Annotated in this window: 21 protein-coding genes; 6 read left to right on the top strand and 15 right to left on the bottom strand. The window is 47.1% G+C overall.

Features of this window, described 5'->3' with window-relative positions:
* Positions 1–6 precede the first annotated feature (6 nt).
* Genes BMY63_RS04650 through mraZ form a run of 11 tightly spaced genes read right to left on the bottom strand, consistent with a single transcriptional unit; the run spans position 7 to position 12,913 of the window.
* A complete protein-coding gene (locus BMY63_RS04650) occupies positions 7–756 on the bottom strand; it encodes a cell division protein FtsQ/DivIB (RefSeq protein ID WP_091901691.1) in 750 nt (249 codons plus the stop codon).
* A 14-nt stretch (positions 757–770) separates the two neighbouring features.
* Complete coding sequence (gene murC / locus BMY63_RS04645) at positions 771–2,150, bottom strand: UDP-N-acetylmuramate--L-alanine ligase (protein WP_091915071.1); 1,380 nt, start codon at positions 2,148–2,150, stop codon at positions 771–773.
* Between the two features lie 29 nt (positions 2,151–2,179).
* Positions 2,180–3,319 carry an undecaprenyldiphospho-muramoylpentapeptide beta-N-acetylglucosaminyltransferase gene (gene murG / locus BMY63_RS04640; RefSeq protein ID WP_091901697.1) on the bottom strand — a complete coding sequence of 380 codons (1,140 nt, stop codon included), beginning with the start codon at positions 3,317–3,319 and terminating at the stop codon, positions 2,180–2,182.
* Positions 3,320–3,349: 30 nt separating this feature from the next.
* Positions 3,350–4,609, bottom strand: a complete 1,260-nt coding sequence (locus BMY63_RS04635) for an FtsW/RodA/SpoVE family cell cycle protein (RefSeq protein ID WP_091901700.1) — start codon at positions 4,607–4,609, stop codon at positions 3,350–3,352.
* Positions 4,610–4,635: 26 nt separating this feature from the next.
* Entirely contained in the window at positions 4,636–5,970 is a 1,335-nt protein-coding gene (gene murD / locus BMY63_RS04630; RefSeq protein WP_091901702.1) for a UDP-N-acetylmuramoyl-L-alanine--D-glutamate ligase, read from the bottom strand.
* A gap of 33 nt (positions 5,971–6,003) precedes the next feature.
* The gene (locus BMY63_RS04625; protein WP_091901705.1) at positions 6,004–7,275 is read right to left on the bottom strand and encodes a phospho-N-acetylmuramoyl-pentapeptide-transferase; all 1,272 of its coding nucleotides are present in this window, start codon (positions 7,273–7,275) and stop codon (positions 6,004–6,006) included.
* A 41-nt stretch (positions 7,276–7,316) separates the two neighbouring features.
* Complete coding sequence (locus BMY63_RS04620; RefSeq protein WP_091901707.1) at positions 7,317–8,768, bottom strand: UDP-N-acetylmuramoyl-L-alanyl-D-glutamate--2,6-diaminopimelate ligase; 1,452 nt, start codon at positions 8,766–8,768, stop codon at positions 7,317–7,319.
* Between the two features lie 16 nt (positions 8,769–8,784).
* On the bottom strand, positions 8,785–10,977 hold the full coding sequence (locus BMY63_RS04615; protein ID WP_091901710.1) for a penicillin-binding protein: 2,193 nt from the start codon (positions 10,975–10,977) through the stop codon (positions 8,785–8,787).
* An 8-nt stretch (positions 10,978–10,985) separates the two neighbouring features.
* A complete protein-coding gene (locus tag BMY63_RS04610) occupies positions 10,986–11,471 on the bottom strand; it encodes an FtsL-like putative cell division protein (protein WP_176771116.1) in 486 nt (161 codons plus the stop codon).
* A 42-nt stretch (positions 11,472–11,513) separates the two neighbouring features.
* Positions 11,514–12,461 carry a 16S rRNA (cytosine(1402)-N(4))-methyltransferase RsmH gene (gene rsmH, locus BMY63_RS04605; RefSeq protein WP_091901712.1) on the bottom strand — a complete coding sequence of 316 codons (948 nt, stop codon included), beginning with the start codon at positions 12,459–12,461 and terminating at the stop codon, positions 11,514–11,516.
* Complete coding sequence (mraZ, locus tag BMY63_RS04600) at positions 12,458–12,913, bottom strand: division/cell wall cluster transcriptional repressor MraZ (protein ID WP_091901715.1); 456 nt, start codon at positions 12,911–12,913, stop codon at positions 12,458–12,460. The genes rsmH and mraZ overlap by 4 nt, the downstream gene beginning before the upstream one ends.
* A gap of 282 nt (positions 12,914–13,195) precedes the next feature.
* Here mraZ and BMY63_RS04595 point away from each other — a divergent pair, with 282 nt between their 5' ends.
* From BMY63_RS04595 to BMY63_RS04570, 6 genes are all read left to right on the top strand, one after another.
* Positions 13,196–14,020 carry a lyso-glycine lipid O-acyltransferase GlsA gene (locus BMY63_RS04595; protein WP_091902035.1) on the top strand — a complete coding sequence of 275 codons (825 nt, stop codon included), beginning with the start codon at positions 13,196–13,198 and terminating at the stop codon, positions 14,018–14,020.
* 34 nt (positions 14,021–14,054) lie between these two features.
* Complete coding sequence (locus BMY63_RS04590; protein WP_091901718.1) at positions 14,055–15,053, top strand: glycine N(alpha)-acyltransferase GlsB; 999 nt, start codon at positions 14,055–14,057, stop codon at positions 15,051–15,053.
* A 225-nt stretch (positions 15,054–15,278) separates the two neighbouring features.
* Entirely contained in the window at positions 15,279–15,929 is a 651-nt protein-coding gene (locus BMY63_RS04585; RefSeq protein ID WP_143065720.1) for a hypothetical protein, read from the top strand.
* A gap of 2 nt (positions 15,930–15,931) precedes the next feature.
* Positions 15,932–16,525 carry an RNA polymerase sigma factor gene (locus BMY63_RS04580; protein ID WP_255397547.1) on the top strand — a complete coding sequence of 198 codons (594 nt, stop codon included), beginning with the start codon at positions 15,932–15,934 and terminating at the stop codon, positions 16,523–16,525.
* Complete coding sequence (locus tag BMY63_RS04575; protein WP_091901721.1) at positions 16,473–17,825, top strand: outer membrane beta-barrel protein; 1,353 nt, start codon at positions 16,473–16,475, stop codon at positions 17,823–17,825. Before BMY63_RS04580 ends, BMY63_RS04575 begins: the two co-directional genes overlap by 53 nt.
* A 72-nt stretch (positions 17,826–17,897) precedes the next feature.
* Entirely contained in the window at positions 17,898–18,677 is a 780-nt protein-coding gene (locus BMY63_RS04570) for a hypothetical protein (protein WP_091915067.1), read from the top strand.
* On the opposite strand, the gene BMY63_RS04565 is transcribed toward BMY63_RS04570, so the two are convergent.
* From BMY63_RS04565 to BMY63_RS04550, 4 genes are all read right to left on the bottom strand, one after another.
* Positions 18,674–19,375, bottom strand: a complete 702-nt coding sequence (locus BMY63_RS04565; protein WP_091915065.1) for a response regulator transcription factor — start codon at positions 19,373–19,375, stop codon at positions 18,674–18,676. The two genes, BMY63_RS04570 and BMY63_RS04565, sit on opposite strands and share 4 nt — an antisense overlap.
* Positions 19,376–19,379: 4 nt before the next feature.
* Positions 19,380–20,687 carry a sensor histidine kinase gene (locus tag BMY63_RS04560; protein WP_091901727.1) on the bottom strand — a complete coding sequence of 436 codons (1,308 nt, stop codon included), beginning with the start codon at positions 20,685–20,687 and terminating at the stop codon, positions 19,380–19,382.
* 108 nt (positions 20,688–20,795) lie between these two features.
* Positions 20,796–21,281 (bottom strand): hypothetical protein, encoded by a 486-nt coding sequence (locus tag BMY63_RS04555; protein WP_091901730.1) that lies wholly within the window; start codon positions 21,279–21,281, stop codon positions 20,796–20,798.
* Positions 21,282–21,364: 83 nt separating this feature from the next.
* Positions 21,365–23,038, bottom strand: coding sequence for a sigma-70 family RNA polymerase sigma factor (locus BMY63_RS04550; RefSeq protein ID WP_091915063.1), 1,674 nt, complete (start codon positions 23,036–23,038; stop codon positions 21,365–21,367).
* Positions 23,039–23,043: the final 5 nt, after the last annotated feature.

Below are 23,043 nucleotides of genomic sequence, written 5' to 3'. Positions count from 1 at the left end.
TTATTTTTATCTATTATTTTTCTTGCAGATAATCTGGTTGTCAAATTCCACACTGATATAGTGGTATTTGTTCCATCCAGCCTTATTTAGACCATAAAGATAGAACTTACGCAATCGTTCCAGTTTCTTGTCGATATGGTTGGGGACACCCAAATAGATAATATGATCTCCGATACGCGGAACCATCTCCATCGAGCCGTCCGATAAAATGTTGATTTGTACAATCTGGTTCTTCCAGAATTGATTCTGAAGAATGTGGTTGGCAACCCGAGTCAGTGTGCCTTGCGCGTATTTGTGACTGATTGCTCCTGTGGCGATGACCAGATCCGTGACATAGCGTGTTTCAGGCATCATATTGCCGTAAGTGTCTACGTAATAACTCTCGCCATTGCCAGCCATCACCCGGACGACGGGTATCCGTTGTTTAACGTCTATGCATACATGACCGCTCTGTGTTTTGTAGCACTCGGCCTTCTCAATGAATGGACTTTTTTGCAGAGCCTCTTCTATACGTCGTGGACTGATATTCTCCATAGGTTGCGACAGTGGGTATATATTGTCGTGTGACAGGAGATTCTTGATCTCAGTTGTTGTCAGAAATCCGTTCACGAGGTTTTCTTTGATATCAATCTTCACCTCCGAACACTGCGTGGCCTTCACATCCGGTTTATTAAACGCGGTGACGGCCAGTAGCAGATAGGCGGCAATAGCGATATCGCACACGACGAGAATGGTTTTCTTCCAGTTGATAGACATTAAATATTTGACGTTTATGACAATTTACTTTCTAACATTTTTTTGATTTGGGGCACCTGATTGTCGAGGTCACCGGCGCCAAGAACAATAAGCACTTCGAAGTTGTGGGTTTTCACATAATCGAGCACCTCGTCTTTATTGATAATTTCTTTCTTCACCCCTTTACGGAGGTTGTCGTATATCAGTTTTGACGTGACTCCTTCAATGGGCTGTTCACGCGCTGGGTATATCTCTGTGAGTACAACTTCGTCAAGTAAACTCAGAGCATCGGCAAAATCCTTGTAGAAGTCACGGGTACGTGTGTAGAGGTGTGGTTGAAAGATCGCGGTAATGTGTTTATCGCGGTAGAGCTCTCTGATGCTCTTGGCACTCTGATAAATCTCTTTCGGGTGATGAGCATAGTCGCTGAGGAAGACCAGATGGTCGGTTTTGATCTTGAAATCGAAACGTCGGTCCACACCACCGAATGTCTTCATGCCATTTCTCAGCTCCTCGGCCGTACAACCGTTCAATTGTGCCATGGCCATAGCGGCGATGCCGTTTTCGATGTTGATAGGCACGGGTTGGCCCAGTTGTATGTCTGTTACGTTTTCTATAGGTGATATGAAATCAAAAATGATTTCTCCATGGCCAATGCGAATGTTCTCTGCATGGAAATCTCCTTTGTCAAGACTGTAGTCGTAGAGTCTTACACCTTGCTGGATATGCTCCTTCATCTCCAGATTGCGGTGAATGATTAATGCTCCTCCCGGCTGAATCAGTTCTGTGTAGTGGCGGAAACTCTCAAGATAGGCTTCTTTAGTACCGTAGATGTCGAGATGGTCAGGGTCCGTTGAGGTAATGACGCTCATCCAAGGACGTAGCCAGTGGAAGGAGCGGTCAAACTCGTCGGCCTCAATGACCACATAGTCGGAGTCGGAGAGGATATAGTTCGTGCCGTAATTCTTGGATATGCCTCCGAGGAAGGCGTTACAGTCCAGATGACTCTGATGCATGATATGGGCACACATCGTCGAGGTGGTGGTCTTACCATGGGTGCCGGCAACGCAGAGCCCCTTATGAGCCTGTGTCAGAGTCCCGAGTACTTGTGCTCGCTTTTGGATTTCAAAACCATTCTCTTGGAAGTAGCGGAGTTCCAGATGATCAGCTGGGATGGCTGGCGTATAGATAATTAAACAACAATCTTGTCGTTTACAAGGTTGGGGGATTTTCTCAATATCCTCCTCATAATGGATGAGCATACCTTCTTTCTCCAACTGAAGTGTTAAGTCGGAGGGAGTTTTGTCATAGCCAGCTACGACAAGTCCTTTTTTAAGAAAATAGCGAGCGATGGCGCTCATGCCAATACCACCGGCTCCTACGAAATAGACTGCTTTTATCTGATTCAGTTCCATATTGCTAGATAATAGATGTTATAGTGGCATCATGCCTCTGCCAACTTGATGACTTCTTTGGCGATGATTTCGGCAGAGTCGGGTAGCGCAAGTTTCAGTACGTTCTGGCTGAGTGACTTCAACTTGGCTTCGTCATTGACTGTTCTGATGGCCAAATCCAGCAGGCAGCCGGGCGCATCGGCATCTTTGACGTAGATGGCCGCATCGCGGGTAGAGAGCGCTAATGCGTTCTTGGTTTGGTGATCCTCGGCAACATTCGGACTAGGTACAAGAATCACGGGTTTACCAATTAGGCAGAATTCTGAAATGCTACTGGCACCGGCACGACTGATGACAAGGTCTGCAGCTTTGTAGGCTGCTCCCATGTCGGTGATGAAGTCAGTAACCTTCAGGTTTGGGAGATCCTCGCCTTTCAGACGAGTTCCTGAATAGGGCTCACCTGCTTGCAGTCTCTCGGCAATCTCTGCGCTGTAGTACTTTCCTGTCTGCCAGATGAACTGTACATCTGTTGACTTGATGAGATCCAGATGCTGGAGCACGCTCTCGTTGATGGTTCTGGCTCCCAGACTACCGCCTACTAAAAGGATAGTTTTTTTTGTGGGGTCAAGCCCCAGGCTCTTCAGTGCTTCCTCACGGGAGAGGGTGGTGTCAAGCAGGGCTTGTCGTACGGGATTACCGGTCATGATGATCTTTTCCGCAGGGAAAAACCGTTCCATGCCATCATATGCCACGCATATTTTTTCTGCCTTCTTGGAGAGCAGTTTGTTGGTGACCCCTGCATAAGAGTTTTGCTCCTGAATGAGACATGGAATACCCATGGCAGCAGCTTTGTTCAGTGTCGGACCACTGGCATAGCCTCCCACGCCGACAGCTACCTGTGGCTGGAAATCCTTGATGATTTTCTTGGCCATCCGCTGACTCTTCCATATCTTGAACAATACTTTCACATTCTTCAATAGGTTCTTACGATCGAAACCGCAGATTGGCAGTCCTTTGATTTCATAGCCAGCAGCAGGCACACGCTGCATTTCCATTCGCCCAAGGGCACCGACAAAAAGGATGCTGGCATTGGGACGCAGGACTTTAACGGCATTAGCGATGGAAATGGCAGGGAATATATGACCTCCTGTTCCGCCTCCACTGATAATCACTCTTAACTCTTTCTCCATACCTTTATTAATTGTGTGCAAAATTACAAATTATATTTCGTTTATCGCTACTTTTACTGCCCTTTTTTTAGCAGAGCGGCTGACGCTGAGAATAGCACCGATATAGGCACAGTTGATAATGGTCGAGGTTCCACCTTTGCTGATAAGGGGAAGGGGTTGACCCGTGACAGGGGCGATACCTACTGCTACTAGCATGTTAAAGGTTGCTTGTATCACCAGCAGTAGTGCCAGTCCCATGGCCAGGAAAGCTGGGAAATTGTTTTCGCAGCGGCTGGCGATACGTGCCGTTCTGTAAAGAAGGACGATATAGAGGAAAACAACGAATACGGCACCGATGATACCGAGTTCCTCGATGATGATAGCATAGATAAAATCAGAGAAGGCTTGTGAGAGAAAGTCGCGTTCTACAGACTGTCCTGGTCCTTTGCCGATGATATTGCTTGATACGATAGCGATGTTGGCATGGGCTACCTGTGCATCTTTATCGAGATCGTATTCTGATGGTGGCACGTCTTTCTTGTCGAGATGCTTCACAATACGATTACGCCATGTAACGAAACGATGGAACACGCCACCACCCTTAATGACTTTCGTATCTGTGGAATGGGTGGTAACCGTTTCTACTGTCTGGGTGCTGTTTTCCTTCTCTGCACCGATACTCCCCAATGTCAGTACTAGTGTTAGGAACACTGCAACAAGGACGGTGACGACTCCCACCAGTTTTCCCATCTGAACCATCGGAACGCGTCCGATGAACATCATCAGGAAAATGACAACCAATAGCAGAGCAGCTGTAGACAGGTTCTCTATACCTATCAAGGCGGCAGTCGGTACGACAATCCAAAGAATGTACTTAAAAGCTTTCCTATCTGCTCCGTCCTCATGCTGCATGGCACTGAGAATCTGAGCCGTTATCAGAACCATGGTGCCTTTGGCGATCTCTGATGGTTGGAAAGTAACACCGCCTGGCAGTGAAATGACGCGGTTGGCACCATTGATGGATTCTCCTCCAATCAGCACCCATAGTAGGGTGATGCCTGATATAATCAGCAGGAAGGGGGTCATAAGTTTGAAATAGCGGCAAGGAATATTTAATGTAACAACGGCTATGAATACACCGAATAGAATCATCAGTGCGTGGTAGAAAATAGGACCCATATAATTTTGACTCTTGTATGTCAAGTTGCTGGAGGCTGAGAATACCTCAACAATGCTGATCATACAGAGGAAGAAGAATACCATCCAGATGACCTTATCTCCTTTGAAGATGTTTCCTATTTTCTTGTTCATGGGTGTTGTCGTTTTGTTTCGGTCTTTTATAGACTTCTGGCCAATTCCTTGAACTGCTCACCACGATCTTCCATGTTCTTAAAGAGATCAAATGAGGCGCAGCAGGGACTGAGTAGAACGGTCTCACCGGGCTTGGCCATCTCATAGCAAGCCTCCACGCATTCTTTCATGGAGTGGGTGTCACGTATGGGTATGCCCAAACTATCAAAGTTGTCGTGTAACTTCTGATTGTCGGCACCGAGATAAACGATGCCAGAGCATTTCTTCTTGATCAGCGGTTTTATAGGGTCATAATCATTTCCTTTGTCTTTTCCGCCGATGATGAGGATGACCTTGGTCTTCATAGCTTCTAGGGCATACCAACAAGCGTCAACGTTCGTGGCCTTAGAGTCGTTTACATACTGTACGCCCCGCACGGTACATACTTTCTCAAGACGGTGCTCCACGCCAGGGAAGTCGCTGAGACTCTTGCGGATTTCTTCTTTCTTGATTCCGGCGATGTCGGCAGCTATACCAGCAGCCAGAGAGTTGTAAAGATTATGTTTGCCTGTTAGACTGAGGCTTTCCTGTTCCATGTTGAATGGTTCTGGCTCCTCGATTTTGTACTGTCCCTCCTCGATATAGCCGATCACGCCCTTTTCTTTGATTTCAGAGAAGGGATACTGAATGGCCTTAATGTCATATTTTTCCAACTCGCGTTTGATGATGGGATCATCTGCCCAATAGATGAAGGCATCCTGTGGAGTCTGATTCTGGATGATACGCATTTTGGCATTGACGTAGTTCTGCATCTCAAAGCCGTAGCGATCGAGATGGTCGGGTGTGATATTCAATAATATGGCGATATTAGCGCGGAAATCATACATGTTGTCAAGTTGGAATGAGCTCAGCTCGATGATGTAATACTCGTGCGGCTGTTCTGCCACCTGTAGCGCTAGCGAATTTCCTATGTTTCCTGCCAATCCGGCATCATAGCCAGCCTCCTTGAAGATGTGGTAGATGAGTGAGGTGGTCGTTGTCTTTCCGTTTGACCCAGTAATGCAGATCATCTTCGAATTGGTGTATCGACTGGCAAACTCAATCTCACTGATAATATGGATTCCTTTCTCAAGTGCTTTTTTCACCATTGGTGCCGTATCGGGTATGCCAGGACTCTTGATGATCTCGTCGGCATTCAAAATTTTCTCTTCTGTATGCTGTCCCTCTTCCCATTCGATATGTCGGTCGTTAAGCATCTGTTTATATTTGTCGGCAATTTTCGACATGTCAGATACAAACACGTCGAAACCTTCTTTCTTGGCAAGGACTGCGGCGCCGGCACCACTCTCTCCTGCTCCTAATATGACTATTCTTTTATTCATGGTTTTATCTGTATAATCTGTGTGATATGTGGTTTATCTCATCTTAAGTGTGATGATGGTTAGTGCTGCTAGGATGATGCTAGTTATCCAGAAGCGGATGGTAATCTTTGACTCATGGAACGGACGGTGTGGCCAGCCCTTTAGAAGGTAGGTGCTGGTCGCATCGAGCTGTGAGTCTAGTTTACGGAAAGTATCGTGGATAGGTGCCGCACGGAACACGCGGACACGTTTCCCCTTGTGTTTCTGAATTCTGAACCACTGGGTTTGGATGATAACGCTCAAACTCTCAACAAAGAAGATGCCGCAGAGAATAGGTAGTAGAAGTTCCTTATGGATGATGACGGCACATACGCCGATGATGCCACCGATAGTCAATGAACCTGTGTCACCCATGAAGATTTGCGCTGGGAAGGCGTTATACCAGAGGAAACCAATCATGGCACCAATAAATGCGCAGAGGAATACCACCAATTCTTCAGAATGGGGGATGTACATGATATTGAAATATGATGCGTAGCCAATATGTGATGATACATAGGCGAGGATGCCCAATGCTACACCCACAATAGCGGAGTTGCCAGCGCACATGCCATCCATACCGTCGTTGAGATTGGCACCGTTGGAGACGGCAGTTACTGCGAAAATGGTGATAAATACGAAGATTACCCATCCGGCTGCCACCTTGTACTTTCCGCAGAACGCCATGATGCTCGAGTAGTTCAGGTTGTGGTTTTTGATGAATGGGATTGTAGTCTGCAGTGATTTTACAGCCTCTTTCTTGTGCTTGACCACGATCTCTTGGTTCTGTTGCTCAATGTTGACGTTCTCACGAACCACCACGTCAGGACTTAGCCAGAGTGTCAAACCAACTATAAAACCGATACTCACTTGCCCGATGATCTTATACATTCCTTTCAGTCCATCCTTGTTGCGTCGGAAGATCTTGATATAGTCATCCATAAATCCTAGGAATCCTAGCCAGATGGTGGTTGCTATCATCAAGATCAAATAGATGTTCCGGATGCGCCCCAATAAGAGTACTGGCACGAGAATACTCACAATGATGATGATGCCGCCCATGGTGGGAACACCTTTCTTTTCAACACCGAACGGGTCGATGCTCGGGTCGCGCTCGGTCTCAAAGATTTTCCTGCGTTTCATCCATTTGATAAACCGTTCGCCGAACCAGGCGGAGATGACCAGTGAGAAAATTAGCGTCAGTATGGCACGGAACGAGATATAGGACCACATATGTGACCCGGGGATATCATACTGGTCGAGGAATCGGAAAAGATAGTATAGCATATCAACTCAAATTTTTAATTCCAAACTCATAAAACAATCAGCTATAAACTAAAGATATCGCGGACCACCTCTTTGTCGTCAAAGTGGTGTTTTACGCCTTGAATCTCCTGATAATCTTCATGCCCCTTGCCGGCAATGAGGATAACATCGCCTTTCTGAGCGAGCATGCAGGCCGTACGAATGGCTTCACGGCGGTCGACAATACTGATCACTTTCTTCATTTGCCGATTGTCCAGGCCGGCGAGCATATCATTGATGATAGCCTGTGGTTCCTCGTAACGAGGGTTGTCGCTAGTGATAATGACCTTATCGCTTTGCTTCACGGCCTCTTGTGCCATCAGCGGACGTTTGCCTTTATCGCGGTTACCACCTGCACCGCAGACTGTGATGACTTTCCCCTTACCATCAAGCACCTCGTGGATGGCGTTGAGTACGTTTTCCAGGGCGTCGGGAGTGTGAGCATAGTCCACAATGGCAGTGTAGCCTTCTGGTGAACGGATGGGCTCCAGACGACCATTGACGCTCTTTAGTGTACTGAGAATCACTAGAATTTCCTCAGGTTTCTTTCCAAGCATAACGGCTGCACCATAGACGGCGAGCAGGTTGCTAACATTGAATTTACCGATAAACTGCACACCTACCTCTTTTCCGTTGATATCGAGGTACATACCCTCAAAATGGCACTCGATAATCTTTGCCTTGAAATCGGCAATGCGTCGGGTCGAGTAGGTCTTAATCTGCGCTTGACAGTTCTGTACCATGACCATACCGTTTTTGTCGTCGGCATTGGTAATGGCGAACGCATCTTTACCGAGTCCATCGAAGAATGCCTTCTTCGCATCGCGGTAGTTCTCGAAGGTTTTATGGTAGTCGAGATGGTCGCGGGTCAGATTGGTGAAGAGTCCGCCAGCAAACTTAAGTCCACCGATACGCTTCTGGGCGATGGCATGGCTAGAACATTCCATGAAAGCATATTCGCACCCGGCTTCCACCATCTGAGCCAGTAGTTTATTTAACTCGATAGGGTCGGGTGTGGTATGATCGGCTGGGATGGGTTCTCCCTCTATATAGTTACAGACAGTCGAGAGCAGTCCGCACTTATGTCCGAACGCACGAAACATGTTGTATAATAAGGTCGCGATTGTCGTCTTTCCATTGGTTCCTGTTACGCCTACGAGTTTCAGTTTAGTAGACGGATCACCGTAGAAAAGGGTGGCGACCTGTCCAACAACAGCCTCGGTAGATGTCACGACAACATAGGTCACCTCTGCTTTTTGTTCTTCGGGAAGTTGTTCGCAGAGGATAGCGGTAGCTCCTAGTTCGATAGCCTTCGGGATGAATCGGTGCCCGTCGGTTTGTGTGCCTGGAATGGCGATGAAGAGATGACCTGCCTCTATGCGACGGGAGTCGATATTTACACCGCAGATATCCTTCTCCGGATCGCCAAGGATGGTCAGCACATTCACGTGATTGAGCAGTTCATTCAGTTTCATATCTTTTCTTATTTTATTATTCCAATATCAGTTCGCAAGTCATGCCCTGACGGATAATGGTACCCGCGTAGATACTCTGAGACTTGACCTTGCCTCTGCCCCTAAGACGGACCTTCACACCACGGTTCTCAAGTAGGAACACAGCATCACGGGCACCCATACCGATGACATCGGGGATGATGTTCCTATGGGTTCTTACCTGCGAAAGAACGACATCTTTGTTTCCTTTGTGTGCCCTTCCCCAGACGGGGTTCCCGTTGGCATATGAGCCGCCCCAATTGGTACTGGTTCTGATGCCGAGGTGACTCAGAACATAGTTAGCGGCAACCATGTCTCCACTCTTGACATCAGGCATCATCACCGACAAGGAGTCGCGGGCATCATCGACATTACGCTTGAGGCTCTGTGCCATGACTCCTTCTGCGATATTGTGGAACACAACACCACTCATGCCACCGCCAGAAGCCGGAAGACCGGATTTCTTTAGACAGACGATGCAGGAATAGCGTGGGTCGTCGGCTGGGAAGAATCCTGCAAAACTGAGCCAGTAACGTGTTGTACCGGAGTGATAGCTTCCGTATTGATCAGCTACCTGTGCCGTACCAGTTTTACCAGCAACCTTGAAGGATCGTGAGCCGGCCTTACGGCCGAGTCCTTGACTGACGACGTGTTCTAGAATGGTTTGCATCATCTTGATGGTTTGGGGCTTTGCGATGCGTTCCTTTAGTACGATGGGTTCAAATTCCTTGACCACCTCACCGTTCTTCATGAGCTGTTTCACGAATCGAGGCTGCATCATCTTTCCATCGTTGGCTATGGCATTATAGAAGGCCACCGTGTTGATAGGGGCAATCTGTGTCTCATATCCAATGCTCATCCAGGGCAAAGTGGTTTTGCTCCAATATTTGGCACGGTCGGTGGTCTTCGTGTCGGGCATGCGGATATATGGCGGTTGGTAGCCCACTAGTGGGAGTCTTAGGTCCTCATGGATACCTACACGGTAGAGTCCTTGTACGTATCTTTTGGGGTTGTTGCCATAAAATTTGTCAATGACATAACTTACGCCTATGTTCGAACTAACTTCCAGTGCACGGGCCACGTTGATATCCTGATAGCCTCCGCGACGCCAGTTGTGGTCTTTCATCGGACGACCGTGCATCTCCATTACTCCACTGCCTGTATGGATTACAAAACTGGTATCATTGGGAATGACCCCGTCGTCAAGAGCCACGAGGAAAGAGGCGACCTTGAACACGGAACCAGGCTCACAGCGGTAGCTGATAGCGTTATTTACCATTTCATGGTATTCTCCATCGGCACCGCGTGTCATATTCACAATAGCCTTTACGTCACCGGTCTTTACTTCCATTAGAATGGCTACACCCATTTCTCCGCCGATTTCTTTCAGCTCCTCGATGACGGCACGCTCTGCCAGATCCTGCATGCCTACATCGATGGTTGTCACGATATCATAGCCGTCGATGGGACTTTGTACAGGGATGTCCATGTACTTGTTCAGTACTTTCCGTCGATGCATCAATCCATTGGTGCCACGTAACAGAGAATCGTACGACAGTTCTAAACCGTTCTTGGCGCTGTCCTTGGCACCGTACATGTCACCGACAGTACGTACAGCAAGAGTGCTGAACGGATGGTTTCGTGAGTTGAACTCTTCCCAGTGGAAACCGCCTCTGTAGACGGGCTCTTTGAAGATGGGAAGTTGTCGCACTTCACAGAACGTGTTATAGTTGATGCGCCGTGGCCATATGGCCCAGTGTCTGGCTCCCATCTTACCATTCTTCTGGATTTTTCTTTTACCTTCCAGCAGGTTTGCCTTGAAATCGGCAGCCGACTTCATGGGGAATATCTGGTGAAGGCCATCACAGATACTGTCGATTTTCTCTGCCCAGATGGAGTCACGTTTATGGATACCGATGGAGTCATCGGTTCCGGCTTGGAAGTCCATATATACCCGATATTCTGGAATGCTGGTGGCCATCAGTTGACCATCGCAACTCAGGATATTGCCACGACTGGGTTTTACGCTGACACTGTCGCGCTTTAGTCGTGAGGCTACCTGAGTCCAGTAGGTCTTCTTTGCTGTCATGATGTATAGGGCCTTGCCGACGATGGCAAACCCTATCAGCGTCAGAACTACTGCGATGGCGAAGTAGCGAGGCATCACTTTGTCACTCTTAAACTTGCTCATTCTGTTCCTTATTCGGGTACATTTATAATATAGGGCGGCTGGTCTGCGATATGCAGTAGACTGTCCTTGTTTTGTTTGAGGGCGTGGAGTACGTGACTCTCACGGCATTTCTCTGTAAGAGTGCTGGAACTTGACAGTGCCTTGTATTTGGCGTCGAGTAACTCTTTCTCTAGCTTGTCAATAGCTATCATGTCTTGTTGACACTGGTATCTGACCGCGACATAAACAATGGTGAAGATCACCATCAACACAAAGAGCCAAATGTTACGGCGCACCATGTCAGCTGTCAGGAAATCACCACCAAGAATAGTTCTCAGTGTCAGGGTCGGCGTCAGCTTCGGATCCTCCTCTCTGACCGTCTCCTTAATCATCTGGATGGCCTTCCTCGCCTGCTCCCTCATCTCAGCAGCCTCATCCCTCGACCTTTCCTCTTCTTGGATGGCTTCGGATGTGGTGTCTTCTATCTTCAGTTCTATATCATCATTCTTTCTCATCTCTCTCTCATTCTGATACTATAAGGGGGGGGGTAGGCTATATCATATACGCTCTGCTACTCTCAGTTTGGCGCTCCGGCTGCGCGGGTTTCGTTCTTGCTCCTCGCTGCCGGGCACGATGACCTTATTACTGAGTTGTCTGAAGGGTGCTTCCGTCCGCCCAAAGAAATCTTGTTTCATCTTCCCTTCGGCATTGCCGGTCTTCATGACGTTCTTTACTATACGGTCTTCTAGAGAGTGATAGGTGATAACCGAGAGGCGCCCACCTTTTCCAAGCATTTCCCGAGCACCGTCCAACATCTCTTTGAGTGCGTCCATTTCGTGGTTCACCTCTATGCGCAATGCCTGGAATAGTTTGGCAATCTCTTTTTTCTCGGGCATAGTAGCACTACGTTCGCCTGGACGTGGCCTCTCACGTTGAAGTAACTTACCCGTGATCTGTATCAGGTCGTCGGTGGTCTTGATGGACTTTACATCTCGTGCCTTAACAATAGCGGCAGCGATCTTGCGTGCGCCTTTCAGTTCTCCATAAAGGAAAAGAATGTCAGCCAACATCTCTTCGCTGTAGCTGTTAAGGATCTCTGCAGCCGTCATGCCTGCCCGTTTGTTCATTCGCATATCAAGGGGTGCATCGAAGCGGAAGGAGAAACCACGTGACTCGTCATCGAAGTGATGACTCGACACGCCGAGGTCAGCCAATAGGCCGTCAATATGATCCACGTCGTAGTAACGCATCCAATTCTTGAGATATCGGAAATTGCTTCTGACAAACGTAAATCGGTCATCGTGGAGGATGTTTCTCTCGGCATCCTCGTCTTGGTCGAAACTAAACAGGTGGCCGTTTTTCCCTAGTCGTCGAAGGATTTCCCGACTGTGTCCGCCGCCACCGAAGGTTACATCTACATAAACACCGTCGGGCTTGATATCAAGCCCGTCGATGCTCTCCCGAAGGAGTACTGGTACGTGATATGTCTCGGCAGTTGTCATCATATAGCATCGTTGGCATTCATTATCTGCTCGAATTCCTTCCCAAAATCCTCGTCAGTCTTAAGTGTGTGCTCCAGATTCCTAGGTGACCAGATCTCGATGGTATCATCCATGCCGATAAACTGAATATCCTGATCGATCTCCGCAATCTTTTGTAAACGTTTGGATATCAGAAATCGGCCGTTGCCGTCAAGCGTCACGACTTCTGCCGCTGACACAAACTGACGAAAAACCTGCTGGTGGACGGATTCCCACGGGCGAAGCTGTGCTTTGAGCATATCTAGTCGAGCGTTCCACACGCTTTCGGGATAGAGTACAAGACAACTTTGGAAGACGTCTTTCCTCAATACCAGATTTTCTTCGCCAGATGCCTGAAGCACCTTGCGGAAGACTGCTGGCAGGAAGGCTCTTCCCTTCGAGTCGGTCTTAGCTTCTATATTCCCTAGAAATCTCATACGTACATATTTATATGAATTCGGTTACAAAGTTATATAAATTTCCCCACTCTGCGCCACTTTTCCCCACTTTTTTTGATTTTTAACTTTCTTTTATAGACGTTTCTCATGGAATGTTTCCGGCAATCTGTTCGCTTATGAATATTGATTAATAGCATAACGGTATAAGAAAAGCATCAATGGTGAGCAAAATACCTTTAAATTAAAAGATTTTTTTGCTTTTCTTGCTCAGAATTGAAAGAAATGTGCTATTTTTGCAAATTGTTAGTATGAATGAGAGAAATGGCAACTATCACAGAGAAGACGATAGACATTGATAATATCCTGAAAGAGAAGATGGGGACAAAGGCGAAGTTCGTTCCCCGTCCTTTGGTCGCATGGCTGAAACGAATCGCACATCAGGATGAGGTTAATGCTTTTCTGTGGGAAAGCCGTGATAAGTCAGGGGTAGATTGGCTGGAAGCCTGTGTGGAGTATCTGGATATGACGCTTGAGGTTGAAGGAAAAGAAAACCTACCTGCCCCGGATGACGGCCGCCTATACACGTTTGTTAGCAACCATCCATTGGGTGGTGTGGATGGTGTGGCACTTGGTGCGATTATCGGGCGTCATTATGACGGGAGATTTCGTTATCTGGTTAACGACTTGCTGATGAATCTGCCAGGATTGGCTCCTGTATGTATTCCTATTAACAAGACTGGACATCAGAGTCGTAATTTCCCTGCGATGGTGAAGGCCGGCTTTGAGAGTGATAACCATATGCTGATGTTCCCTGCCGGTCTCTGTTCTCGTCGCCATCATGGTATTGTTAGCGACGTCCCTTGGACGAAGACCTTTGTTTCAAAGAGTGTGGAATATCAGCGAGATGTTGTGCCTATCCGCTTCAGCGGGCAAAATAGTAATTTCTTTTATCGTCTGGCAAACTTCAGCGACAAGTGCCTACCATTTAATCTGGCGATGCTCTTTCTTGTCGATGAAATGTACAAAAACGTACATAAAACCTTCCATGTGCAGGTTGGAGAACCTATTCCATGGCAGACTTTCGATAAGAGTAGAAACCCGATGGAATGGGCGCAATTTGTCCGGAAACGAGTATATGACCTATAACACCAAGCCAATAACCCATTAACCAAACAAAGAGATGGAACAAGAGATTATCCAGCCAATCGACAAAGCGCTTCTGAAAAGTGAATTGACCAAAGAGCGCCAGTTGCGGATGACCAACAAGAGTCACAACGAAATCTATGTAGTCACGGCTCATAACGCTCCAAACGTGATGAAAGAGATCGGACGATTGCGCGAGATTGCTTTCCGAGAAGCGGGAGGCGGTACTGGCAAGGAGATGGATATCGATGAATTCGATATTTGTGACAATTGTTATAAGCAGTTGATTGTGTGGAATCCGGAGGCCGAAGAGATTATCGGCGGCTATCGTTATCTGGAAGGCTCTTGCTGGGAGATGGATGACAATGGACAACCCAAGCTGGCTACTAGTCATATGTTCCATTTTTCCGATAAGTTCTTGAACGACTATATGCCTTATACGATAGAATTGGGTCGTTCGTTCGTGGCGTTGCCTTATCAGAGTTCGCGAATGGGTGCGAAGAGTCTTTTCGCTTTGGATAATCTATGGGATGGTTTAGGTGCGCTGACGGTTATCAAGCCCAATGTGAAATATTTCTTTGGAAAGATGACAATGTATCCGTCATATATCCGAAAAGGGCGTGATATGATTCTTTATTTCTTAAAGAAACATTTCGATGATAAAGAACATCTGATTATACCGATGAAACCGCTGAAAATTGAGGCTGACCCATTGGAATTAGAACGATTGTTCTCGGAAGAGGATTTCAAGAAAGATTATAAGATTTTGAATACAGAGGTTCGTAAGCTCGGTTATAATATTCCTCCCTTGGTGAATGCCTATATGAGTCTTTCGCCAACCATGAAACTTTTTGGTACTGCCATCAACTATGGATTTGGCGATGTGGAGGAGACGGGCATCTTGATAGCCGTCGATGAGATTCTTGAGGAGAAACGTGTGCGTCATATTGATTCTTATATCAAAGAACATCCTGAGGCACTTCAGATTACCAGTGGTGCCAACAAGGTCATCTACAAAGAACGCAAAGACTTTTAATATTCCCTTTCTGGGCATGTGTGTTGTTGAAACACGGAATAACGCGCCATCTCCCTTCAGCTGCGGCTTATGGATGAAAAGTGCCTTTCCTCAAATATGATTAGGAATTAAGCGTGAGGAAAAAAGGTGACGCAAAAACTTAAAGAATCTTAAATTGTGAGGATTCGCTGCAAGGTTTTGTATTTTTGCAGTTATATGGATAAATCAAAGCACATCATGGAGTGTATGAAGAAGATAGTGAATAAGAAGGTTTGGGTATTATTGATAGGATCTGTGTTTTATGCTTCCTGTTCGGTGGGGGATGATAAGATTCAGGATTCCTTCATTGATCTTTATCCCTCAAATATGGATTATTTGAATAGTGGGCAGAAACCGTCAAACAATCAGACTGTTTCGCAGGGAGTCTTCGATGGCGAGTGGGTTATCGATGGGATGGTCGTGGCTACCGCCCGGTTGGAAGTTACCAACGACTCCATGAAGATTATCTTACCAGAACAGGCTATATTACAGTCTTCCGGGGTGGAGGCCTTGTTTCCGTTTGGTGAGTCTGATACCACCACAACTCCTGTCTTCAATTTCCCGGAAACAACTCAAATCATAAAGTATAAGGTGGTTGGTCTCTCCAGAGAGGCGGGTTATGCCACCTTGTATAGCGGAAGATCCTTTTGTGTTACAATTAATGATGTGGGTTATCGGGTTGATTTGATTAGTGAGGAGAATGGAACGGCTATGTATAGTATCACAACACACTTATGGTCGTTGGGTATTCCGGTAGATAAGATTGCTGTAACAAATTTGCAGACAAGAGAACAACAGACGAAAGTATTGTCATCACCCATGATGCTGATATATAATACGAAAAAGAAAGTAGGGTAGGTGTGATAGAGACTGAACGACAACTACTCGACGCGATACACTGCGGTGACCGACAGGCGTTACGCCGTCTTTATGACCGCTATTCAGGATATGCCATGGCCATCGGTCTAAGGTATGTTCCGGAGCGAGATGACGTGCGAGACATTCTTCAGGATAGCTTCATCAGTATTCTGACTTCTATCAATGAATTTGATTATCGGGGAGAAGGCTCACTGAAGGCATGGATATCACGGATCGTCGCTAATCGAGCAATCGACTGGCTGAAGGAACATGAGCGACTGCACTTTACCGATGAGATTCCTGATGCTGCAGAAGAGGGGGTCCCGGAGGTAGAAAATGTACCACCTGATATTCTAAACAGGATGATTGGACAACTGCCAGAAGGCTGCAGGATGGTGTTGAACCTCTTTGTCTTCGAACAGCTCTCCCATAAGGAGATTGCCCAAAGGCTTGGTATCCGGGAAAATTCGTCCGCCTCACAGCTATCCCGAGCAAAAAAGATTTTGGCGGAAATGGTAAAAGAGTACTTATATTCACAAAGCGATGAAAGAGAAAGATTGGAAAAAACAGCTATTCGAGCGGTTGTCACACTATGAGGAGACAGCCCCGGAAGGGCTGTGGGCTGATATAGAGGCTCGGCTTGGTGCCCAGATGCCCCAGAAGCACCAGTCTGCACGTACCATCCCCTTGTGGGTAAAGTTGGCTGCTGCGGCGGCTTTTGCTGGTGTGCTGACCGGTAATGGTTATTTGATGTGGATGATTGGTTGTGAGGGATCTGTTGATGGTGAAGGCTCTCGCGAGATAGCTGAGTCGGTCATGATAACTTCGAAACAGGATCCGGCCAAGGTTCAAGAATCAACCGCCGAATTAGCGAAGAAATCGGATCCTATGGATGTTCTCCTAGCTCAGTCGGCTGGGGTACCTCAGAGAATTCTGCAGGTATCAGACAGGCAGATAAAGCTAGAAAGTCAGGAAGACTTGAACGTTTCGGCTGATCCATTAAGACCTGTATATGTTGTCCAGGATAATCCGGTCATTCCAGAGAAACTGGAAGGACAGACTCTTCCAGAGGATCGATTTACTGCACAAACTTCTACGCAGCCTTTGGAGGAGACGATTAAAACAGATGAAAGTGTAAGTAAGATCAAGGAAAATGCTAGAGAATCCGAGGAGGTCATGCGCGAACTCGATCGTCAGATTGCTCAATCGGTAAATCTTCAACATGGGTATGCAGAGTTTTGCCTCTATACCTCAAACGGCTTTGGCGATCAGTCGAATTCGAACGGTGTACTGATGAATCCGATGTTAATGGACAGTTATAACTGTGGCAAATATATGTCGCGTCCCAATTCTGTCTATGATGATCCTGTATTCCTTGTTAACTATGAGGAACGGCAGAAACACCACCAGCCGATATCGTTTGGATTGACGGTTAATTTCCCCATTTCATCGAGGATTTATATGGTGACAGGTTTGGTGTACACGCGTCTGCGATCCGATTTCTCCAATATGGCAGACCATGTTTTGTATAAGAAGGAACAGACATTGTATGATATTGGTATTCCTGTCATGGGACAGTTTTATGCCAAGAACAGAGGACGTCTGAGAGCCTATGTTGCAATTGGCGGACAAGCTGACTTCAACGTGAAGACTCGTCTGATAGCTGATGGAGTGGAGCAGGAATTGAGAAAAGATCGCGTACAATGGTCGGCCAATACGGCTTTGGGTCTACAGTATCATATTCTTCCGCAGTTTGCAGTCTATGCTGAGCCGGGCTTGAAATACTATTTCGACAATGGGAGTGGCATAAGCACTTTCTTCAAGGATAGGCCCATGAATTTCAATCTGCAGGTGGGCTTGCGCTTGGCACTCGAAGGAGACCGATTAACGAATTAACCTAAAGATAACATAGTTTTTAGGATTAGTTCCGGAAAATCATCGTATCTTTGCACTTGGAATGTGTGAGATATGAACAAGGCAATTATGTATCTTTTGTTGGCTGTCGGCATCATGCTCGGTATGGTGTTTGTTGGCGGAGCCCTATTGGGTTTCGTATCGGGCTTTGTGGACGGTTTCTCCAGTATGCCAGAAGGGTCTACCAATACGAAAAGCCTGATGGCATACGGGACGATGATTCTGATACTGATGGTATGCCTTGTGCTCCACTGGGTGTTTCTTCGTTCCGGTTTTGCCAGCTATACGATGGGAAGAATTCCGGATGGGACATGGTGGAAGATAGTTCTTCCGTTGGTGCTGGTAGAAGTAGGCTTAGCTCTGATCTGTATGAGAGTTGAACAGGAAAGTGGCGGGGAGCGTCTTATGTCGAGCATAACTGAATTTATAAAAGATAGTCCGCTTCAGGTGTTTGTCTGTTTCATCGCTCAGGAGGCCATAAGTGCTATGGTTATCTATGGTGCGGTGCTTCGTGAACTGTTGGAGTGGAAGCATCGTCCGCAGATTATTATTCCTGTGGCCTTGGTGGTTGTTGCCCTGATCAATTGGCTGAATGTCCCCACTCCGTGGCTAATCATCCCCATTGTCTTGGCTGCTTTGATAGAGATGTGGACTTTTGAATGTACACGCAGTTTTATCCCTATCTTGGTAAGTGGTGTTGTTTTTTGGCTGGTGTATATATTTGTACCAGAGTCGTCTTTTTCCTGGTGGGGGATGCCCCTTGCTGTCGTGCTGATTGTTCCTTCTACCTTGTATCTTATCAGGGTGATGGATCGTTTCAGGCCGATAGACTAGTCTTCTACAAGAAGTTGCAGACCGACACCTCGAATAGTCTTGAGATTGATCTTCGACTCGTCGGACAACAGTTTCCTAAGTTTATTCACAAAGACGTCAAGCGAACGTGAAGCGAAATAGTCGTCTTCCGTATTCCAGAAGCGGCTGAGAATAGCCTCGCGGCGCACCACATTGTTTTTATTCTCGGCCAGCAGTCGCAGAATCTGTGCTTCGCGCTGGGTGATGGTCTGCAGCGCGTTGGTGTCGTCGTTGCGTAGGGTGGCATGGTCGGCATCAAGGGTATATCGACCGAGTTTGTAGTGACTGGTCTCCTTCTGTGTCTTGGCACCACCACGCATCTTCATCAGAGCTTGGATATGGGCATCGAGCTCTTCGGGTACAAAGGGCTTCTTCACGTAGTTGTTAATGCCTAGACGGTAACCGGCCTTCACATCATTTGGTGAGGTGAGGGCTGAGGTGAAGATGATGATCACGCTACCGTCAGTCTCGCGGATACGCTCCACCATCTCGAAACCATTCATCACGGGCATGTCGATATCTGAGATGATCACGTCGGGATGTGTCTCCTCCCAGGCTTTCACACCTTCCTTGCCATTACAGGCGGTGGTCACTTCATAGCCACCGATGATATCTTCGAGGCCTGTCTTCTCGATATAGGCGAGCGACTCGTCATCTTCTACTAAGAGTAATTTGATCATATCCTTATACTTTGTTTCTCTCAATTTTGGGAATGTAGAGCGTGAACTCCGAATAGTGGTCTTTCTCACTTGATACAGTGACCTTACCTCCATGGGCCTGCATGACCTGATCGACATAGTTTAGACCGAGTCCGAAACCACTGACACCACCCTTACGATTCTTCTCGTGGATGGCTGCCCGTCCGAACTTGTCGAAGATGACCTGCTGCTCTTCGCGGGTTATACCGATACCATTGTCGCGTACTTTTAATAAGACATATTTGTCGGTATCGATGGTTTTGATCTCTATGCTGATATTGTCCTTCGAATATTTGATGGCGTTGTCAATGAGATTGGCGATAGCCTCGGTGATATACTGTTCATCGGCTAGCACGTTCTTAACCTCCAGACTGGTGGTAATCTCTATGGGTTTGGTCGCTTTTGCCTTGGCTTTTTCTATGAGGTCGAGGATGATCGGCTCTATGTTGATGTCCCATTTGTTCAGAATCAATTTCTTATTCTCCAGTTTCGAAATGGTCAGTAGTTTATTGACCAGTGCCAGTAGATGCTCAGACTCTTCCTCGATAATGGAGAAATATTTATCCTTAATCTGCGGCTTGTCGTCAACCTTTCCCGAGTGTAGGAAATGGGCCCCCATAATGATACTGGATAGAGGTGATTTCATGTCGTGAACCATCGCATACGAGAAGTCGTTACGCAGTTCGGCAACCTGCTCCTGCTCATTGATAAAACGTAACAGTTGGATGATAATCACGGCAAAGAAACCGAGGATGATGGCACTGATGAGAAACAACGGACTGAGCCGGCGTGCCAGTTCGGGATAAGGGTTGTTGAGCGATAGACGGATGCCCTTAGACTGGTCGTGCCTGATGCTCAAGGGTTTTGTGATCAGAGAGAAAGCCGAGTTCCTGTCGTTGTTCTGCCGGAGCACTCGTCCTTCGGCATCTACCTCTTGTATGGTTACGTCACGGTTCAGGTTGACAACGCTGAACAGACTGTCGACAAAAAAGGCCAATGTGTCGAGCGAAATCTCAGAATGGTATCTGCGACTCAGCACGTCGTTCATACCTTCTACCGAGGATACCAGCGACAGGTCGTTGCGTAACTGCGACAGACTGAGTGTGTCGTCGCTGGACAGGCATCTCGAACGCTCATAGCTTTCGCAGAAAAGAGCCCACGGTAGTTGGTTGGTCGCTCTCTCTGAGATATCCCTTGTCACCGAACAGTAGGTCATCCACATATAGAGTCCCAGCAGCAGTAAGACTGCCGCAGCACTTACAATCGACACATATTTATACCTGTTCCTATGCATAACTGCCCACAAAGGTAGTGTAAATCAAGAGAAGTACAAAATAAAAACGCATTTATTTTGTACTTCCTTCTGCTTGCCATCAGAGGCACGACCTTTAAGTTCGTTCTTTTACTGGCGGATGTTGAATCTGCCGTTCAGCCCTATCGAATAGTTGATGGTGAAGCGTGCGATTTCACCGTATTCGAAAGAGCCTCTGCAAAGGATGAGTGTATACTTACCAAAGCTGAGGGGGCCGACCTCACAATAGAGATCGTATGGACAGACACAGTTGGCTAATGACAATTCCTCATTCTCTAAGATCCTGATCTCGTTGCCATCGATGGAGGCTTGAATCTCCAGTTTGCCGGGTTCGCAGTTGAATAAGGCATTTACATGTTTGAGCGCCAGATAACCGTTAGTCAGACCTTTGTATTCGACGTACTCATGATCATAAGCCGAGGATTCTCCTCTTGTGCCAGCAGCATGTTTACAGCCAGAATTAGCATTATTTATCATCTGAAAGAAAGCGTTGTTGCCTCCTTCACTGCTACAACCCTCTATGCCGACAGACAGCATCAACAGGGCGATGATCTTAAATAGAAGATTCCTTTTCATTCTTGTCTGTTTTATAGTTATTCTATGATTACAACTGCCAATCTCTGAAAATCTTGTAGGAAGTAACGGGATTTTAACAAATTTTACCAATGGACACGGATGCCGAGAGGTAGGGTAATTTGAAGCGGATGCTCCGTGCGATACGATTGGATGTCACTACCGTCGTTGAAGAAGTATTGCAGACTGGGCTCCAGATATAGGCCGAGATGTGGCGTAAGATTGTATTGCAGACCAAGGCCGAATGTGGTAGACCATTGGTAGGGCACGTCAAGGTCGGTTTTCTTTTGGAATGTCTTGCTGCCGTTGGCCTCATGACGGATGAGGACTTTACCCTGAACGGGCAACTCCAGTGTAGCACCTACGGAAGAGTAGAGACTGAAGTGGGCCTTGCTATACCACTGCCATCCTAATCGGAGTGGGATGCCCAGATAACGAAGTTGTTGCTTCTCTTGGATAAAGGCCTGTGTACTACCAGTGGTAATGGTGGAGTTGAGCTGGGTATAGCTGAGTCCTGTCTCCACGGAGAGACGCTTGGTGAGCTGACGATTCAGCAGAATCTGGAACGTGACAGGCAACTGGTGCTTGTGGTGAGCCTCCATCATACCTCCGTTGAGGGTTGAGTTCAGGGTTGCAATATAATTTATCGAACGTGTCTCTGCATCGCGTACGACCATTGGGTCATAATTCAGATAGAGGGCGTAGTCTATCCAGTTGTTGAACTGTGTGGGGATAGAGGTGTTGCTTATGGCATTGAAACTGGTCTTGCCAACGCTGGCCTGTGCCATGTAGTCTTCGTTGTTGCCAGCAATACCACTGTAAGTCATACTGATATGCCAAGGACGACTGACTTCCGCCTGTGCTACGAGTAGGTGTTCTGATTCGAAGGCGGGAATCGTGAAAATATCGTGATGAGATTCTACCTTGGTTGTATCGATAGGAGTCTGGTGAGTCGTCTCTTGGATGCTCTCATGAGGAGCCTCTGCGATCTGGTAGGTGGTCGTGTCAGAAACCTCGACAGACGGTTTATGTTGGGCAGACAGCTTAGGATAGGTGGTCTGATAAGATGGCACCAGAATAGGACTCTGAGAAATGTCTGAATCCAGAGATCTTTCAGGTTCTTGTGTCATCTCGGTCTTCTTTTGTGCTATCGGGTTACTCTCCTCAATAGTCTTGTCTTTCTGTATAAAGAGCCAGATAGCGGTGGGAACGGCGATAAGCAGTAACAACAGTACCCACGAGCGTCTGATGAGCGTTCGCAATGTCCGTTTTGCATGGAAGAGTTGCGAGGAAGACGAGTGAGGGGCGATTCCCAATACCTTACTAATCTCCTGATGGGAGAAATTCTCGAATACTGAGAGTCTGAAAACATCTTGATAGCCTTGCGGCAAGAGGGCAACGAACGATTGTAGTTGGTCGTAAGATGGAGTCTGGCTTGTATCCGTGGTCTCTGTCTCTTCTTTGGCCAACTGCATGAGTGCCGATTGTTCCTTGTTGGCATGCTGCCGATAGTGGTAACCTACGTTTCTGACTATCGAGATCATCCACGATTCCAGTTTCTCGGGCTTCTCAAGTTTGTCGAGTGAGGTCAGGATCACGACGAAGGCATCGTGTAGCAGATCTTCTGCCACATCGTCCTCCTTAGCGTATTGCTTACAGATGTTTAGGAGTTTGGGCTTGTATTGCTGATACAGCAGGTCCAAGGCATGGCGTTCGCCAGCCTTGCACCTGTTTATCAGCTCTGTCGTATCCAGCTCCATTCTTG

Source organism: Prevotella aff. ruminicola Tc2-24 (assembly GCF_900110895.1).
Classification (GTDB): Bacteria; Bacteroidota; Bacteroidia; order Bacteroidales; family Bacteroidaceae; genus Prevotella.
This window is presented reverse-complemented; position numbering and strand designations above follow the sequence as displayed.